Origin of the sequence: Roseovarius ramblicola, from assembly GCF_042430665.1 — a bacterium.
GTDB lineage: Bacteria > Pseudomonadota > Alphaproteobacteria > Rhodobacterales > Rhodobacteraceae > Roseovarius > Roseovarius ramblicola.
This window is the reverse complement of record NZ_JBHMEC010000026.1, coordinates 113,667-128,596: the sequence shown is the minus strand read 5'-3', so window position 1 is coordinate 128,596 and position 14,930 is coordinate 113,667. Positions and strand designations below refer to the sequence as shown.

General features: G+C 67.3%; 15 protein-coding genes. 8 read left to right on the top strand and 7 right to left on the bottom strand.

Features of this window, described 5'->3' with window-relative positions:
• Nucleotides 1-66: 66 nt before the first annotated feature.
• From ACFFU4_RS15465 to ACFFU4_RS15450, 4 genes are all read left to right on the top strand, one after another.
• Nucleotides 67-1,905 (top strand): peptidyl-prolyl cis-trans isomerase, encoded by a 1,839-nt coding sequence (locus ACFFU4_RS15465; protein WP_377070718.1) that lies wholly within the window; start codon nucleotides 67-69, stop codon nucleotides 1,903-1,905.
• A 12-nt stretch (nucleotides 1,906-1,917) separates the two neighbouring features.
• Nucleotides 1,918-3,429 carry an anthranilate synthase component I gene (gene trpE / locus ACFFU4_RS15460; protein ID WP_377070717.1) on the top strand — a complete coding sequence of 504 codons (1,512 nt, stop codon included), beginning with the start codon at nucleotides 1,918-1,920 and terminating at the stop codon, nucleotides 3,427-3,429.
• A 367-nt stretch (nucleotides 3,430-3,796) separates the two neighbouring features.
• Entirely contained in the window at nucleotides 3,797-4,420 is a 624-nt protein-coding gene (locus tag ACFFU4_RS15455) for a rhodanese-like domain-containing protein (protein ID WP_377070716.1), read from the top strand.
• Between the two features lie 39 nt (nucleotides 4,421-4,459).
• Nucleotides 4,460-5,011, top strand: a complete 552-nt coding sequence (locus ACFFU4_RS15450; RefSeq protein WP_377070715.1) for a pseudouridine synthase — start codon at nucleotides 4,460-4,462, stop codon at nucleotides 5,009-5,011.
• 30 nt (nucleotides 5,012-5,041) lie between these two features.
• Here ACFFU4_RS15450 and ACFFU4_RS15445 read toward each other — a convergent pair whose 3' ends face one another.
• On the bottom strand, nucleotides 5,042-5,692 hold the full coding sequence (locus tag ACFFU4_RS15445; protein WP_377070714.1) for a helix-turn-helix transcriptional regulator: 651 nt from the start codon (nucleotides 5,690-5,692) through the stop codon (nucleotides 5,042-5,044).
• A gap of 217 nt (nucleotides 5,693-5,909) precedes the next feature.
• Here ACFFU4_RS15445 and ACFFU4_RS15440 point away from each other — a divergent pair, with 217 nt between their 5' ends.
• From ACFFU4_RS15440 to sucD, 4 genes are read left to right on the top strand one after another with little or no spacing between them, the layout of a single operon-like run.
• A complete protein-coding gene (locus tag ACFFU4_RS15440; RefSeq protein ID WP_377070713.1) occupies nucleotides 5,910-7,133 on the top strand; it encodes a pyridoxal-phosphate-dependent aminotransferase family protein in 1,224 nt (407 codons plus the stop codon).
• On the top strand, nucleotides 7,130-8,071 hold the full coding sequence (locus ACFFU4_RS15435) for an HpcH/HpaI aldolase/citrate lyase family protein (RefSeq protein ID WP_377070712.1): 942 nt from the start codon (nucleotides 7,130-7,132) through the stop codon (nucleotides 8,069-8,071). Before ACFFU4_RS15440 ends, ACFFU4_RS15435 begins: the two co-directional genes overlap by 4 nt.
• A 14-nt stretch (nucleotides 8,072-8,085) precedes the next feature.
• The gene (locus ACFFU4_RS15430) at nucleotides 8,086-9,276 is read left to right on the top strand and encodes a malate--CoA ligase subunit beta (RefSeq protein ID WP_377070711.1); all 1,191 of its coding nucleotides are present in this window, start codon (nucleotides 8,086-8,088) and stop codon (nucleotides 9,274-9,276) included.
• A complete protein-coding gene (sucD, locus tag ACFFU4_RS15425; protein ID WP_377070710.1) occupies nucleotides 9,276-10,157 on the top strand; it encodes a succinate--CoA ligase subunit alpha in 882 nt (293 codons plus the stop codon). Before ACFFU4_RS15430 ends, sucD begins: the two co-directional genes overlap by 1 nt.
• 20 nt (nucleotides 10,158-10,177) lie before the next feature.
• Here sucD and arsJ read toward each other — a convergent pair whose 3' ends face one another.
• The 6 genes from arsJ to hisF form a co-directional block, all read right to left on the bottom strand.
• Nucleotides 10,178-11,425 (bottom strand): organoarsenical effux MFS transporter ArsJ, encoded by a 1,248-nt coding sequence (gene arsJ, locus ACFFU4_RS15420; protein WP_377070709.1) that lies wholly within the window; start codon nucleotides 11,423-11,425, stop codon nucleotides 10,178-10,180.
• Entirely contained in the window at nucleotides 11,422-12,420 is a 999-nt protein-coding gene (locus ACFFU4_RS15415) for an ArsJ-associated glyceraldehyde-3-phosphate dehydrogenase (RefSeq protein ID WP_377070708.1), read from the bottom strand. The genes arsJ and ACFFU4_RS15415 overlap by 4 nt, the downstream gene beginning before the upstream one ends.
• Nucleotides 12,417-13,265, bottom strand: a complete 849-nt coding sequence (locus ACFFU4_RS15410) for an arsenate reductase/protein-tyrosine-phosphatase family protein (protein WP_377070707.1) — start codon at nucleotides 13,263-13,265, stop codon at nucleotides 12,417-12,419. Before ACFFU4_RS15410 ends, ACFFU4_RS15415 begins: the two co-directional genes overlap by 4 nt.
• 225 nt (nucleotides 13,266-13,490) lie before the next feature.
• Nucleotides 13,491-13,781, bottom strand: a complete 291-nt coding sequence (locus tag ACFFU4_RS15405) for a Dabb family protein (protein WP_377070706.1) — start codon at nucleotides 13,779-13,781, stop codon at nucleotides 13,491-13,493.
• A gap of 3 nt (nucleotides 13,782-13,784) precedes the next feature.
• Nucleotides 13,785-14,099, bottom strand: coding sequence for a phosphoribosyl-ATP diphosphatase (locus ACFFU4_RS15400; RefSeq protein ID WP_377070705.1), 315 nt, complete (start codon nucleotides 14,097-14,099; stop codon nucleotides 13,785-13,787).
• The gene (hisF, locus tag ACFFU4_RS15395; protein WP_377070704.1) at nucleotides 14,096-14,860 is read right to left on the bottom strand and encodes an imidazole glycerol phosphate synthase subunit HisF; all 765 of its coding nucleotides are present in this window, start codon (nucleotides 14,858-14,860) and stop codon (nucleotides 14,096-14,098) included. The genes ACFFU4_RS15400 and hisF overlap by 4 nt, the downstream gene beginning before the upstream one ends.
• Nucleotides 14,861-14,930 lie beyond the last annotated feature (70 nt).

The window sequence follows — 14,930 nt, the reverse complement described above, 5'->3', positions numbered from 1 at the left end:
GCCCCTTGCCCCGCCCCGGCGCAGCGCATAGACAGGGCCGGACTGAGAAAACCGGCGGGGATGACGATGGCGGGCAAGAGCATTTCCAGGGGTGCGATCTGGATCCTGATGGGGCTTCTCATCATCGGGCTGGGCGGCTTTGGCATCACCAATCTGGGTGGGCATGTGCGCAGCATCGGCTCGGTCGGCAGTGCCGATATCGACGTGACCACCTATGCCCGCGCGCTGCGCAACGAGATCAGTGCGCTGTCGGCGGAACGCGGCAGCACGGTGAGCCTTGCCGAGGCGCAGGCGGCGGGGCTTGACCGGCAGGTGCTGTCGCGGCTGGTCTCGCAGGCCGCGCTGGAGCACGAGGCCCACGCGCTCGGGATTTCGGTGGGCGACGAGAGACTGGCCGACGAGATCGTCTCGATCCGGGCATTCCAGGGCGTCGACGGCGGCTTTGACCGCGAGGCCTATCGTTTTGCGCTGGAACAGGCGGGGATGAGCGAGGCCGATTTCGAGGCCAGCATCCGCGCCGAGACGGCGGCGTCGCTGGTGCAGGACGCGGCGCTCGCCGGGCTGAGGGCGCCGGCCGCCCAGGTCGATACGCTGCTGAGCTATCTGGGCGAGCGGCGCAGCCTCGCCTTTGCCATGCTCGACCGGGGCGACCTGCGCACCGGTCTGCCCGAGCCGACCGGGGAAGACCTGCGTGCCTATCACCAGTCGAACCTGCCCGATTTCACCACCCCCGAGGCGCGGCGCATCACCTATGTGCATGTCACGCCGGAGATGCTGATCGACAGTGTCGAGGTGGACGAGGCCGCGCTGCGCGCCGCCTACGAGGAGCGTTCGGCGGAGTTCAACACGCCCGAGCGGCGGCTGGTCGAGCGGCTGGTGTTTTCCGACGAGGCCGCCGCGCGTGAGGCAAGGGCGCGGATCGAGGCGGGCGAAACATTCGAGACGCTGGTGGCCGAGCGCGGGCTGGAGATGGCCGATGTGGATCTGGGCGACGTGACCGCCGCCGGTCTCGGCCCCGCAGCCGAGGCGGTATTCGACACGCCGGCGGGCGAGATCGCAGGCCCGGCCGAGACCGCGCTCGGCCCGGCGCTGTTTCGCGTCAACGCGGTGCTTGCCGCGCGCACGACGCCGTTCGAGGAGGCCGAACCGCAACTGCGCAGCACGCTGGCCGCCGACCGCGCGCGGCGGGTGATCGACACCCTCTCGGAAGGTGCCGACGACATGCTCGCCGCTGGGGCCACGCTCGAGGAGGTGGCGGACCAGACCGAGATGGAGCTGGGCGAGATCGCCTGGCACGAAGGGCTGGCCGAGGGGATCGCGGGCTATCCGGCATTCCGCGAGGCGGCCTCGGAGGTGCAGGAGAGCGACTATCCGCAGATCGAGCCGCTGGGCGACGGCGGAGCCTTTGCGTTGCGTCTCGACGGCATCCGCGAGCCGCAGGTCCAGCCGCTTGAACAGGTGCGCGAGGCGGTCGAGCGGGGCTGGCGCGCGCAGGTGGTTGTCGAGGCGCTCAAGGCACAGGCCGAGCCCGCCGTCGCGGCGCTGCGCGCGGGAGAGACCTTTGCGTCGCAGGGGCTGACGCCCACCGCGCTCGACGGGATCACGCGCCGTGACTACCGCGCCGACGCGCCCGCGGATTTCATCGAGACGGTGTTTTCCATGTCCGAGGGCGAGGTGCGTGTGATCGAGGGTGCCGGCCGCATCCATATCCTGCGGCTCGACGGCATCGCGCCGCCGGATGAGGAGGAGCAGGACCTTGCGCGGATCGCCGAGAGCCTGCGCACCCAGATCACGGGCGACCTGTCGCAGGACATGTTCCAGCTTCTGGCCAACGATATCCGCGCGCGCGCGGGGGTCACGCTCGATCAGGCGGCGATCAACGCCGTCCATGCCAACTTCAACTGAGGGCGCGCGCACGTGAAGCTGACGCCGGATTTCGAGAGCTTTGCCTGCGCCCATGCGGCGGGCAAGAACCAGGTGGTGCACGCGCGGCTGGCCGCCGATCTCGACACGCCGGTGTCGCTGATGCTCAAGCTGACGGGGGCGGCACGCGACGCCTTCCTGCTGGAATCGGTGACCGGCGGCGAGGTGCGCGGGCGCTATTCGATCATCGGCATGAAGCCCGACGTGATCTGGCAGTGCCACGGCACCACCAGCCGCATCAACCGCGCCGCGCGGTTCGACGCCGATGCGTTCGAGGATCAGGAGGGCTGTCCCCTCGCCAACCTGCGCGCGCTCATCGCCGAAAGCCGCATCGCCCTGCCCGAGGATCTGCCGGCGGCGAGCGCGGGGCTGTTCGGCTACCTCGGCTATGACATGATCCGGTTGGTCGAGCATCTGCCCGATGTGCCGCCCGACACGCTGGGTCTGCCCGATGCGGTGATGCTGCGCCCCTCGGTGGTGGCGGTGCTCGACGGGGTCAAGGGCGAGGTGATCGTGGTGGCCCCCGCCTGGGCGGAGGACGGGCAATCGGCGCGCGCGGCCTATGCGCAGGCCGCCGAGCGGGTGATGGACGCGGTGCGCGACCTCGAGCGCGCACTGCCGCAGGCCGGCCGCACGCTGGGCGAGGCGCACGAGGATGCCGCGCCGGTGTCGAATTTCACCAAGGCGGGCTACATGGCCGCCGTCGAGCGCGCCAAGGAGTATATCCGCGCGGGCGACATTTTCCAGGTGGTGCCGTCGCAGCGCTGGACGCAGCCCTTTGCGCTGCCGCCCTTCGCGCTCTACCGCAGCTTGCGGCGCACCAACCCCTCGCCGTTCATGTTCCATTTCGATTTCGGCGGCTTCCAGGTGATCGGTGCCAGCCCCGAGATCCTCGTGCGGGTGATGGCGGGCGAGGTGACCATCCGCCCGATCGCGGGCACACGGCCGCGCGGCGCCACGCCCGAGGAGGACCGCGCGCTCGAGGCCGATCTGCTAGGCGACGACAAGGAACTGGCCGAGCATCTGATGCTGCTCGATCTGGGGCGCAACGACGCAGGAAGGGTGTCGAGGATCGGCACCGTGCGCCCGACCGAGAAATTCATCATCGAGCGCTACAGCCACGTCATGCATATCGTGTCGAACGTGGTGGGCGAACTGGCCCCCGAGCACGACGCGCTCTCGGCGCTGCTGGCGGGGCTGCCCGCGGGCACCGTGTCGGGCGCGCCCAAGGTGCGTGCGATGGAGATCATCGACGAACTGGAGCCCGAGAAGCGCGGCGTCTATGGCGGCGGTGTCGGCTATTTCAGCGCTGGCGGCGACATGGATGTGTGCATCGCGCTGCGCACGGCGGTGGTGAAGGACCGCGACCTCTATATACAGGCGGGTGGCGGCGTCGTGTTCGACAGCGACCCGGAGGCCGAGTACATGGAGACGGTCCACAAATCCAACGCCATCCGCCGCGCGGCGGCGGACGCGGCGCGGTTCTCGGGCGAGGGCAACGGCTGAGGCGCGTTTGGGTGCAGGTGGCCTGTTGCTGCCATTTGCCTCCTGCCCCCGCGCGGAACAAGGCGTGCTTGCACGCCGCCGCGCGAGCGCCCGTCCGCCCCCGAGGGCGGGCGCTTTTGCAACGTCGCGAACCCGCGCAATCGTTGAAGTATATGGCACCATAAAGCGCCTTCCACAGCCGGTACAGCGCCCACCCTGCGGACGGGCACTCGCGCGGCTCATCGCCCGGATGCCGCAATGATCGCTCCAGGCCAACCGCAGCCGGATGCCATCGTGTGCAACCCTTGAACCGGGTTGATCCATATCAAGGAACGGGGACGGCCTCCCAAGATACATTCTGAATGTAGAATATATCAGGAGGCACGCCATGACCACCCTTCCCCACCTCTGCCGCCGCGCCGCCGCGGCGCTGCTGATCGCCGGTTGCTCACTGGCCCCGCTCGCGCTCGCCGCGGCACCCCTGGACCTGCAAGAGCCGGTCGCCGCCGACAGCCTCAAGAAGAGCAAGCACACGGCCCCCGGTCTCTATATCACCGCCGCCGAGGCGGGCCGCATTCTGGAGGCGCAGGACAATGTCGCACTGATCGACGTGCGCACGCCGTCGGAAATCATGCTGATCGGGTACGCGACCAAGGCGGCGGCCAATATCCCGTCGAAATTCGTCGATCCGAACCTCGCGGAAACCTCGCTCAAGGGCACGTACAAGATGGTCGACAATCCCGCCTTCGTTGACGAGATGAAAGTCTGGCTTGCCAGCGACGCCGCCCGCGGCATCGACACGCTGCTGGTGATGTGCCGCTCGGGCTCTCGCAGTGCGGACGCCATCGGCAGGCTGGTGGAGGCGGGCGTGGACATCACGCTCTACAACGTCGTGGACGGGTTCGAGGGCGACAAGAACGAGGCCGGCGTGCGCGCCGTCAACGGCTGGCGCAACGCGGGCCTGCCGTGGACCTACAAGATCCGCGACGGGCTGCGCCCCGGCACCAACTGATCGCTTGTCGCGCGCGGCACACTCGGGCATGAGGCGGGCATGGCCCGCCTCATCCTGCTCAACAAACCCCACGGGGTGCTGTCGCAATTCACCGACAGCGGCACCGGGAACAGCCCGCGCCCGACGCTGTCGGATTTCATCGGCCTGGCGGGCGTCTATCCCGCCGGGCGGCTGGATCGCGACAGCGAGGGCCTGTTGTTGCTGACCGATGACGGAAAGCTTCAGGATCGCATCGCAAGCCCCCGTCACAGATCGGAAAAAACCTATCTCGTGCAGGTCGAGGGCGTGCCGGATGACGGCGCGCTTGCAGCGCTGCGGCAAGGTGTCGTCCTCAAGGATGGGCCGACGCGGCCCGCGCGGGTGCGCCTGATCGACCCGCCCGATCTGTGGCCGCGCGATCCGCCGGTGCGATACCGCAAGTCGGTGCCCGACCGCTGGCTGGAGATCACCATCACCGAGGGCCGCAACCGGCAGGTGCGGCGGATGACCGCCCATGTCGGGCACCCGACCCTGCGACTGGTGCGCTGGCGCGTCGGGGACTGGACGCTCGACGGTCTGGCGCCGGGGGCATGGCGCGCGGCGACGCCCTGACCCCCGACCGGCCCGGCCCGCCGCGGCCCATCAGTAATGCCCGGCGACGTATTTCGCGATGGCCGCGCCGCGGGAATTGACCCCGAGCTTCTGGTAGATCGCCTTGAGGTAATATTTCACCGTGTTCTCCGACAGGCCGAGCCGCGCCGAGACCTGGAAATTGGTCAGCCCGTCGGTCAGCAGCCCGAGGATCTCGTGCTCGCGGCGTGACAGGGTCTCGGCTCGCTCGCCGGTGAGGCGGCGCATCACGTCCACCGGCAGGATGCAATGCCCCTCGACCAGCCGCCCCAGCACCCTTGGCAGCGTGGTCAGGACATGGCCCATCAGGCAGACCGAGTTGGCCCCCGCCTTGACCGCCGTGCGGATGAAGGCGAATTCGCTCTCCTCGACCACCACCACAACCAGCACCGAGGCGTGATCGCGGCGCAGCATCTCGAGCACGCGGCCCAGATCGGCATCGGCCAGCCGCACGCCGAGGATGACGATCCGGGGCCCGCGCCGCGCCGAGAGCGCCTTGCGCAGGCTTGCCTGATCGGTGGCGAACGGACCAAGCCGAACCTGCGCCATCTGCGCCACCAGCGAGCCGAGCCCCTGGCAGACAATAAGCTGACGGTCCGCCACGATCACCTCGGGCAGGCCCTGTTCCGCGTCCTGTGCTGTCGCGTTCACCATGTCGCGCATGGCCTCCTCCTCCTGGGCCCGCATCAAAGACAAAGGAAAACCCTGAAATCAAACAATATTTCGGCATACCGACGTATGCCGCCCATACCCTGCTGGGTAGGGGCGCCCTACCCGCAGGGGCGGGCCACCCCCCTCATGGCCGCGCTTTCCATGCGCGCGGGCGTTTGCCGGGGCCCCGCAAGCGGCCACAAGGGGACAACCTGAGAGGAGGACCCCCATGAACGGCAACACCCATCTATTCATCCCCGGCCCCACCAACATCCCCGAGGAGGTGCGTCGCGCGATGAACCTGCCGATGGAGGACATGCGCGCCCCCGATTTCGGCGATTTCATCCTGCCGCTGCTCGCCGATCTGAAAAAGGTGTTCCGCACCGAGACCGGCCGCGTTTTCGTCTTTCCCGGCTCCGGCACCGGCGCGTGGGAGGCTGCGATCTCCAACACGCTCAACCCCGGAGACCGGGTGCTAATGTCGCGTTTCGGCCAGTTTTCAATGCTTTGGGTCGACATGGCCGAGCGGCTTGGCCTCGATGTCGAGGTGATCGACGTCGATTGGGGCAAGGGCGTGCCGGCGGAGGAGTACGCCGCCCGCCTTGGTGCCGACACCGGCCACGCGATCAAGGCCGTGTTTGCCACCCATAACGAAACCGCCACCGGCGTCAGTTCGGATATCAGGGCCGTGCGCGAGGCGCTCGACGCCGCCGGGCACCCGGCGCTGCTGTTCGTCGACGGGGTCAGCTCGATCGGTTCAATCGAGTTCGAAATGGAGACGTGGGGCGTCGATCTCGCCGTTTCCGGCTCGCAGAAGGGCTTCATGCTGCCCGCCGGCCTCGGGCTGCTCGCGGTCAGCGAAAAGGCCCTCGCCGCCCATGAGCGCGCCAAAATGCCGCGCTGCTATTTCAGCTTTGCCGACATGATCCGCCTGAACGACACCGGCTATTTCCCCTACACGCCGCCGACCCAACTGCTGCGCGGCCTGCGTGTGTCGCTCGACATGCTGCTCGACGCGGGCCTCGAATCGGTCTGGGAGCGGCATCACCGCCTCGCGTCCGGCGTCCGCGCAGCCGTGGCCGAATGGCAGGGCTGCCGCCTCGTGGCCGATGGCCCCGAATGGCATTCCGACACCGTTTCGGCGATCTACGCCCCGGAGGGCATCGACGCACGCCAGGTGATCGACACCGCCTATCACAAGTATCAGACCTCGCTCGGCTCTGGTCTTGCCAAGCTTGCCGGTCGTGCCTTCCGCATCGGCCATCTCGGGTCGCTCAACCCGGTGATGCTGTGCGGGGCGCTGTCGGCGGCGGAAATGGCGCTCTGCGATGCAGGCGCGGCCATCACCCCCGGTCAGGGCGTCGCCGCCGCACAGGAGGCGTTTCGCATGACCACCCCCCCCGGCACAGGGCCGCAGCGCCGTGCGCGCCGCCTGAAAGGACAGATGACATGAGCTACACCCTGCACCCGCTGAAAAAGCAACGCCTGCAACGCTCGGAACTGGCCGTGCCCGGCTCCAACCCGGCGATGATCGAAAAAGCAGCCGAGTCGGAGGTCGATTACATCTTTCTCGATCTTGAGGATGCCGTCGCCCCGCCGGACAAGGTGCAGGCCCGCGCCAACATCATTCAGGCGCTCAACGACATCGACTGGAAAGCCAAGGGCAAGACCATCTCGATTCGTATCAACGGGCTCGATACCCATTACATGTATCGCGACGTGGTCGAGATCGTGGAACAGGCGGGCCAACACCTCGACACCATCCTCGTGCCCAAGGTGGGCGTGCCCGCCGATCTCTACACCGTGGAAACCATGGTCAGCCAGATCGAGGAGGCCATGGGCTTCACCCACCGGATCGGCCTCGAGGCGCTGATCGAGACCGCGCTCGGCATGGCCAATGTCGAGGCCATCGCCGCCGCCCCCGGACGGCTGGAGGCGCTGCATTTCGGGGTGGCCGATTATGCCGCGTCGAACCGCGCGCGCACCGTGGTCATCGGCGGGCTCAACCCCGACTATCCCGGCGACCAGTGGCATTTCGCGCTATCCCGCATGACCGTCGCCTGCCGCGCCTATGGCTTGCGCGCCATCGACGGGCCGTTCGGCGATTTCAGCGATCCCGAGGGGTACACGCTCTCGGCAAAACGCGCCGCAGCCTTGGGTATCGAGGGCAAATGGGCCATCCATCCCAGCCAGATCCAGCTTGCCAATGATGTCTTCTCGCCCCCCGAGGCCGAGGTGACGCGCGCGCGCCGCATCATCGAGGAGATGCGCAAGGCCGAAGCCGAGGGGCGCGGTGCCGCGAGCCTCGACGGCAAGATGATCGACGCGGCAAGCGAGCGTATGGCCAACAACGTGCTGAGCGTCGCCGACGCCATCGCCGCCAAGGGATAAGGGAGGGAAATCAGATGGATATCCACGAGTTTCAGGCCAAGGTCCTGCTCAAGCGTTTCGGCGTCCAGGTGCCGCGCGGCGGCATCGCCTACAGCCCCGAACAGGCGGTCTACCGCGCCTCCGAATTGTCGGGCGACAAATGGGTGGTCAAGGCGCAAATCCATTCCGGTGCCCGCGGCAAGGCGGGCGGCGTGCGAATCTGCACGTCGGAAAAGGAGATCAGCGAGGCGGCAAGCTGGATGCTGGGCCGGATGCTCGTGACCCATCAGACCGGCCCGCAGGGCAAGCTGGTGAGCCGCCTCTATGTCGAGGAGGCCACCGACATCGCGCAGGAAATCTACCTCGCCTTCGTGATGGACCGCAAGGAAGAGCGCGTGGTCGTCGTCGCCTCGGCGCAGGGCGGTATGGAGATCGAGGAAATCTCGGCGCAGGAACCCGAGTCGATCATCCGCTCGGTGGTCGATCCCGCGGTCGGGATGCAGGCGTTTCAGGCGCGCGAGATCGCGTTCTCGCTCGATCTGGACCCGGCGCTCATCCCGCAGGCGGTCAAGACCATCACCGGCTGCTACAGGATGATGGAAGAAACCGACGCCAACATGGTCGAGATCAACCCGCTTGTCGTCACCGGCGCAGGCGAAATCGTGGCGCTCGACGCGAAGGTGAGCTTTGACGACAACGCGCTGTTCCGCCGTCCCGAAATCTCGGAATTCCGCGACAAGAGCCAGGAGGATTCGCGCGAGACCTTCGCCTCGGATCGCGGGCTGAACTATATCGGTCTCGACGGCGAGATCGGCTGCATCGTCAACGGCGCGGGGCTCGCCATGGCCACGCTCGACATGATCAAGATGGCGGGCGGAGAACCTGCGAATTTCCTCGATGTGGGCGGCGGAGCCAGCCCCGAGCGCGTGCTCAAATCCTTCAAGGCGGTGCTGAACGATCCCAATGTCGAGGCGATCCTCGTCAACATCTTTGCGGGTATCAACCGCTGCGACTGGATCGCCGAGGGGGTGATCCGCGCGGTACGCGAGCTGGAGCTGAGCATGCCGCTGGTGGTGCGCCTGTCCGGCACCAATGTCGAGGAGGGCCGCCGCCTGATCGCCGAGAGCGGCCTGCCCATCCAGACCGCCGAGAGCCTGGCCGACGCCGCCGAAAAGGTCGTGGCGGCGTGGTCGTCTGCCCGCAAATCGGAAAAGGGAGCCGCGTGATGGCCATTCTCATCGACACATCGAGCCGCGTACTCGTGACCGGCCTGACGGGCCGCATCGGCAGCTTTCACGCCGCCGACATGATCAAGCACGGCACCAACGTCGTGGGCGGGGTGACGCCGGGCAAAGGCGGCACCAAGCATAACGGCCTGCCGGTGTTCAACACCGTCAAGGGCGCGGTGGCCGAGACGGACGCCGATCTGGTGATCTGCTTCGTTCCGCCCCCGTTTGCCGCCGACAGTATCATGGAGGCGGCGGATGCCGGGATCAAAACCTGCGTCTGCATCGCCGACGGCATTCCCGCGCGCGACATGATCCGCGTGAAGCGCTTCATGCGCCGCTACAAGGCCGAGCGCCGGATGCGCCTCATCGGCCCCAACTGTGCCGGGATCATCACGCCCGGGCAAGCCTTTGCCGGGCTCATGCCGCCGCATATCTACATGCCGGGGCGCGTGGGGATCGTCGGGCGCTCGGGCACCCTTGGCTACGAGGCGGCGAGCCAGATGAAAGAGCGTGGCATCGGCGTCTCGACCTCGGTGGGCATCGGTGGCGATCCGATCAACGGGTCGTCGTTCCGCGATATCCTCGAGCTGTTCGAGACCGACCCCGAGACCGACGCCGTGGTGATGGTGGGCGAGATCGGCGGCCCGCAGGAGGCCGAGGCCGCCGCCTATATCCGCGACCACATGACCAAGCCGGTCGCGGCCTATATCGCCGGTCTGTCGGCCCCCAAGGGGCGGCGCATGGGCCATGCCGGGGCAATCGTGTCGGCGTTCGGCGAATCGGCGCAGGAAAAGGTGGAGATCCTCGGCGACGCGGGCGTGACCATCGTCCCTACGCCCTCCGCGTTTGGCGACGTGGTGGCAAAGATGGTCGCCTGAACCGGCCGCGCGCCGGGGCCCTACCCGGCGCGCAACCGCCCTGCCGCCAGCGCCGAGGCGGCGATCATCGCGCTGGCCGTGCCCAGCATCAGCGGCAACCCGCCCGCCTGATAGGTCAGCCCCGACAGCACCGTGCCCAGAAGCCGCCCGCCCGCATTGGCCATGTAGTAGAAGCCCACATCCATCGTCACCCGCTCGGCTTGGGTAAAGGCCAGGATCAGGTAGGAATGCAGCGCCGAATTGACGGCGAAGAGCGTGCCGAAGACCAGCAGCCCCCCCACCAGCGTCACCGTCAGCCATGTCTGCGGCCCGCCCGCCAGCAGCGCCGCGGCGGTCAGGGCCACCGGCACCGCGAGCAGCGCGAGCGCCCAGCCCCTTGCGGCACGGATCATAACGCCCTCGGGCCGCGTGGCCGCGCGCATCAGGCGCGGCGCGCTGGCCTGCACCGCGCCGTAGAGGATGATCCAGCCCGCCATGAAGGTGCCGATCATGAAGAAGGCCGCGCGATTGCCCGCCTCGGACCCGTCCGAGAGCACGCTGTAGAAATAGACCGGGATGCCGACGACGAACCACACGTCCCGCGCCCCGAAGAGGAATACGCGCGCCGCCGAGAGCCAGTTGACATTGGCGGATTTCGAAAAGACCTCGGAAAACTTCGCCCCCTTGCGCCCTGTCGGCAGGCCCGGCGGCATGGCGAGAGCCACGGCCACGAGGATCAGGGCCAGCACGCCCGCCATCGCCCAGACCGCGCCTGTGAAACCGATCCCGGCCAGCAGCGCCGCGCCCAGCAGGAAGCCGAGCCCCTTGATCGCGTTCTTGGAGCCGGTGAGCGCCGCGACCCAGCGGAACAGCCCGCCGTCGCCGGTCGGGGCGAGCAGCTTGACGGCGGATTTGGAGGACATCTTGGCCAGATCCTTGGCCACGCCGGAGGCCCCCTGCACCACCATCACGTAAGCGACCGAGAGCGCGACGGTCCAGGCGGGATCAAGCTGCGCGAGGGCGATGAGGGCCAGCACCTGAAGACCAAGCCCGGCATAAAGCGTCGAGGTCAGCCCGAAGCGCGCCGCGATCCATCCCGCAGACAGGTTGGTGACCATGCCCGCAATCTCGTAGAGCACGAACAGATAGGCCAGTTGTACCGGGGTGAACCCGAGCGTGTGGAAGTGCAAGAGCACCAGCATCCGCAGCGCGCCATCGGTCAGCATGAAGGCCCAATAGGCCGCCGTGACGGCGATATAGGCGCTCAGGCCTTCGGGGCGTGCCGTCAAACCGTCGCCCCCGCCATGCATGCCACATCGACGAGGCGATGCGCATAGCCCATCTCGTTATCATACCACGCATAGACCTTCACCTGCGTGCCGTTGATGACCATGGTCGAGGGCGCATCGACGATGCCGGAGCGGGTGTCGTTGGTGTAATCGGCGCTCACAAGTGGCCGCGTCTCGTAGCCCAGGATGCCCGCAAGCGGCCCCTCGGCCGCGGCCTGAAAGAGCGCGTTGACCTCATCCACGCTCGTCTCGCGCGCCATCTCGAACACGCAATCGGTGATCGAGGCGTTGAGCAGCGGCACGCGCACGGCGTGGCCGTTCAAGCGCCCGGTCAATTCCGGGTAAATGAGCGTGATCGCCGTGGCGCTGCCGGTGGTGGTGGGGATCAGCGAATTGAGCGCCGACCGCGCGCGGCGCAGATCCTTGGCGGGGCGATCGACGATGGTCTGCGTGTTGGTCACGTCATGGATCGTGGTGATCGAGCCGTGCTTGATGCCGATGGCCTCATGCAGCACCTTGACCACCGGGGCGAGGCAATTGGTGGTGCAGCTTGCCGCTGTGACGATGCGGTGGCGAGCGGGATCATAGATGTCGTGATTGACGCCGTAGACGATATTGGCGGCGTCGCCGTCCTTGACCGGGGCGGAGACGACGACCTTCTTCACGCCCGCATCGAAATAGGGGGCCAGCTTGGCCTCGGTTTTGACTACGCCGGTGCAGTCGATCACTACATCCACGCCCTCCAGCGGCAGGTCGCTCAGATCGCGCGTGCCGATGAACGGCAGGCGCGTGCCGTCGATGGTGACGCTGTCCGTGTCATGGCTGAACGCCGCGTCCCACCGGCCATGCACGGTGTCGAATTCCAGCAGATGGGCGTGCATTTCGGCATCGCCCACGGCGTCGTTGATCCACGCGATTTGCGCGCCGCGCTCCAGCAGCGGCTTGAGGATCAGCTTGCCGATCCGGCCCAGACCGTTGATGGCATAGACAGTCATGCCCCGGCCTCGTCCGCGGCGTCGGCCTTGCGCCCGATATCGTCCACCGCGGCCTGCAGGCGGACCCGGTCGAGCGTGTCGAAGGGCAGCGCGGCAAAGATCGAGATGCGATTGCGCAACGCGCCATAGGCATGCTGAAAGGCCAGCGCCTGTTCCGCGTCGGTGCCCTCGGCCCTGACCGGGTCGGGCGTGCTCCAATGGGCGGTCACGGGCTGTCCCTCCCAGGCCGGGCAGTCCTCGTTGGCGGCCCGGTCGCAGACGGTAAAGACGAAATCCATCACCGGGGCGTCCGACCCCGTGAACTCGCTCACGTTCTTGGCGCGCAGGTCCGCGATGTCGTGCCCCTTGGATTTCAGCACCTCCAGCGCAAAGGGGTTCAACTCGGAAAAGGGCCGCGTTCCGGCGGACCAGGTATTGAACCGGTCACCCGCGATCTCGCGCAGGATCGTCTCGGCGAATATCGAGCGGGCGGAATTGCCCACGCAGATGAAAAGCGCGTTGTATTTTCTGTCGGCCATGTCCGGGCCTCCTGTGAGGTTTGGCGCGGGAGCGCAGATATCGGGCCGCCCGCGACAGCAATCGTTGAGCAGGTAATCGAAGGTGCGACGCACCTCTGTCATGTTCATGGAGTATCGAAGCGACGTGCCGTGCCGTGCCTGCGTGACAAGATCGGCCTGCATAAGCGCGCTGAGATAAGCCGAGAGGGTCGAGGGCTTGAGCCCCAGCGCCTCGGCCAGTTCCCCCGCCGGGACGCGATCGGGATAGCGCCGCATGAGCAACCGGAATATTCCGAGCCGTTGCGGATGACCGAGCGTGGTGAGGCGGGCAGCGATCTCTTTTTCCATATTTCATGAATATGCGAATAAATGTCGTGCAGCAATACCTTGCGCGGGCTGTCACCAGAATTTCACAAAGCGGACGGTGGGACTAGGCCAGCGGGGGCGCGGCCGGCGTTGGCCTGAAGGGGACGTTGGGGTGAGCCGCGCCGGGATCAGAGAGGCGAATGGCCGCAACAGACCAGAACCTGCACGACACCTGTCATCCGGGTCTCAGATCGTCCCGGCGCGCCCTCACCCCGCCCTGAAATCGGCGGCGATGCGCAGTTCGCGCAGCGGGCGCACTCGGGCGATGCATTCGGCATAGACCGGATGCGCCTTGTAGGCCGCGAGCGCCTCTTCATCGGCGAACTCGCCATAGACCACGAGATCGACACGGGTGCCCGAGATGGCATCGCTTTGCAGGTTGCGCCCCACCTCGAAATGGCTGGAATGCGGGATATCCGCGAGCATCATCAGCCCCTCGCGGATGCGCTCGACATCCTCCGGGTCGGCGGCGGAGAAAAAGACGATATGGCGGATCATGTCCTAGTCTTTCGAACGGGCGGCTTTTTCGGTCAGGCCGGAGGTGCCCTGGCGGCGGGCCAGTTCGGCCATGACGTCATCTAGCGCCACATTGCGCGATTGCAGCATGACGAGCAGGTGAAAGAGCACGTCGGCGGCCTCACCGGTCAGGCGCTCGCGGTCGCCTTTCACCGCCTCGATGATCGCCTCCACGGCCTCTTCGCCGAATTTCTCGGCGCATTTCCCGGGGCCTTTCGCCAGCAGCCTGGCGGTCCAGCTTTCCTCAGGGTCGGCGCCGACGCGGGCGGCGATGGTGCGGGCGAGATCGTCGAGGGTCATCGCGAAAGCCTCATGGGGATGCCGGCGGCGGCCATGTGGGCCTTGGCCTCGGCGATGGAATAGGTGCCAAAGTGAAAGATCGACGCGGCAAGGACGGCGGAGGCATGTCCCTCGGTCACGCCCTCGACGAGGTGGTCGAGCGTCCCGACGCCCCCGCTTGCGATCACCGGGATATCCACCGCGTCGGCGATGGCGCGCGTGAGGGGAATGTTGAACCCCGCCTTGGTGCCGTCGCGGTCCATCGAGGTGAGCAGGATTTCGCCCGCGCCCTTCTCCGCCACAAGCCGGGCAAAATCGACCGCGCCGATGCCGGTGGGTTTGCGGCCGCCGTGGGTGAAGATTTCCCACTTGCCGGGCGCAACGGTCTTGGCGTCGATGGCCACCACGATGCACTGGCTGCCGAACCGGTCGGCGGCGCGCGCGACCACATCCGGGTCGGCCACCGCCGCCGAGTTGAAGCTGACCTTGTCGGCGCCCGCCAGCAGCAGCGCGCGCACATCCTGCGCGCTGCGCACGCCGCCGCCCACGGTCAGCGGGATGAAGCAGTGTTCGGCGGTGCGACGCACCACGTCGAACATGGTGCCCCGATTCTCGTGCGTGGCGTGGATGTCGAGGAAACACAGCTCGTCCGCGCCCGCCGCGTCATAGGCACGCGCGGCATCCACCGGGTCGCCCGCGTCGCGCAGGTCGACGAAATTCACACCCTTGACCACGCGGCCGTCGGCGACGTCGAGGCAGGGAATGATGCGGGTCTTGAGCATGGGTTCGCCGGGTTTGGTGACGGTGTCACGGTTTCTATGGGCAAATCCGTCAGGATGCCAGAGGATGCGA

Bases quoted from the DNA above. Each gene is read 5' to 3' on its own strand.
- ACFFU4_RS15465 (WP_377070718.1), top strand. From the start codon at position 67: ATGGCGGGCAAGAGCATTTCCAGGGGTGCGATCTGGATCCTGATGGGG.
- ACFFU4_RS15455 (WP_377070716.1), top strand. From the start codon at position 3,797: ATGACCACCCTTCCCCACCTCTGCCGCCGCGCCGCCGCGGCGCTGCTG.
- ACFFU4_RS15450 (WP_377070715.1), top strand. From the start codon at position 4,460: ATGGCCCGCCTCATCCTGCTCAACAAACCCCACGGGGTGCTGTCGCAA.
- ACFFU4_RS15445 (WP_377070714.1), bottom strand. From the start codon at position 5,692: ATGCGCGACATGGTGAACGCGACAGCACAGGACGCGGAACAGGGCCTG.
- ACFFU4_RS15440 (WP_377070713.1), top strand. From the start codon at position 5,910: ATGAACGGCAACACCCATCTATTCATCCCCGGCCCCACCAACATCCCC.
- ACFFU4_RS15435 (WP_377070712.1), top strand. From the start codon at position 7,130: ATGAGCTACACCCTGCACCCGCTGAAAAAGCAACGCCTGCAACGCTCG.
- ACFFU4_RS15430 (WP_377070711.1), top strand. From the start codon at position 8,086: ATGGATATCCACGAGTTTCAGGCCAAGGTCCTGCTCAAGCGTTTCGGC.
- sucD (WP_377070710.1), top strand. From the start codon at position 9,276: ATGGCCATTCTCATCGACACATCGAGCCGCGTACTCGTGACCGGCCTG.
- ACFFU4_RS15415 (WP_377070708.1), bottom strand. From the start codon at position 12,420: ATGACTGTCTATGCCATCAACGGTCTGGGCCGGATCGGCAAGCTGATC.
- ACFFU4_RS15410 (WP_377070707.1), bottom strand. From the start codon at position 13,265: ATGGAAAAAGAGATCGCTGCCCGCCTCACCACGCTCGGTCATCCGCAA.
- ACFFU4_RS15405 (WP_377070706.1), bottom strand. From the start codon at position 13,781: ATGATCCGCCATATCGTCTTTTTCTCCGCCGCCGACCCGGAGGATGTC.
- ACFFU4_RS15400 (WP_377070705.1), bottom strand. From the start codon at position 14,099: ATGACCCTCGACGATCTCGCCCGCACCATCGCCGCCCGCGTCGGCGCC.
- hisF (WP_377070704.1), bottom strand. From the start codon at position 14,860: ATGCTCAAGACCCGCATCATTCCCTGCCTCGACGTCGCCGACGGCCGC.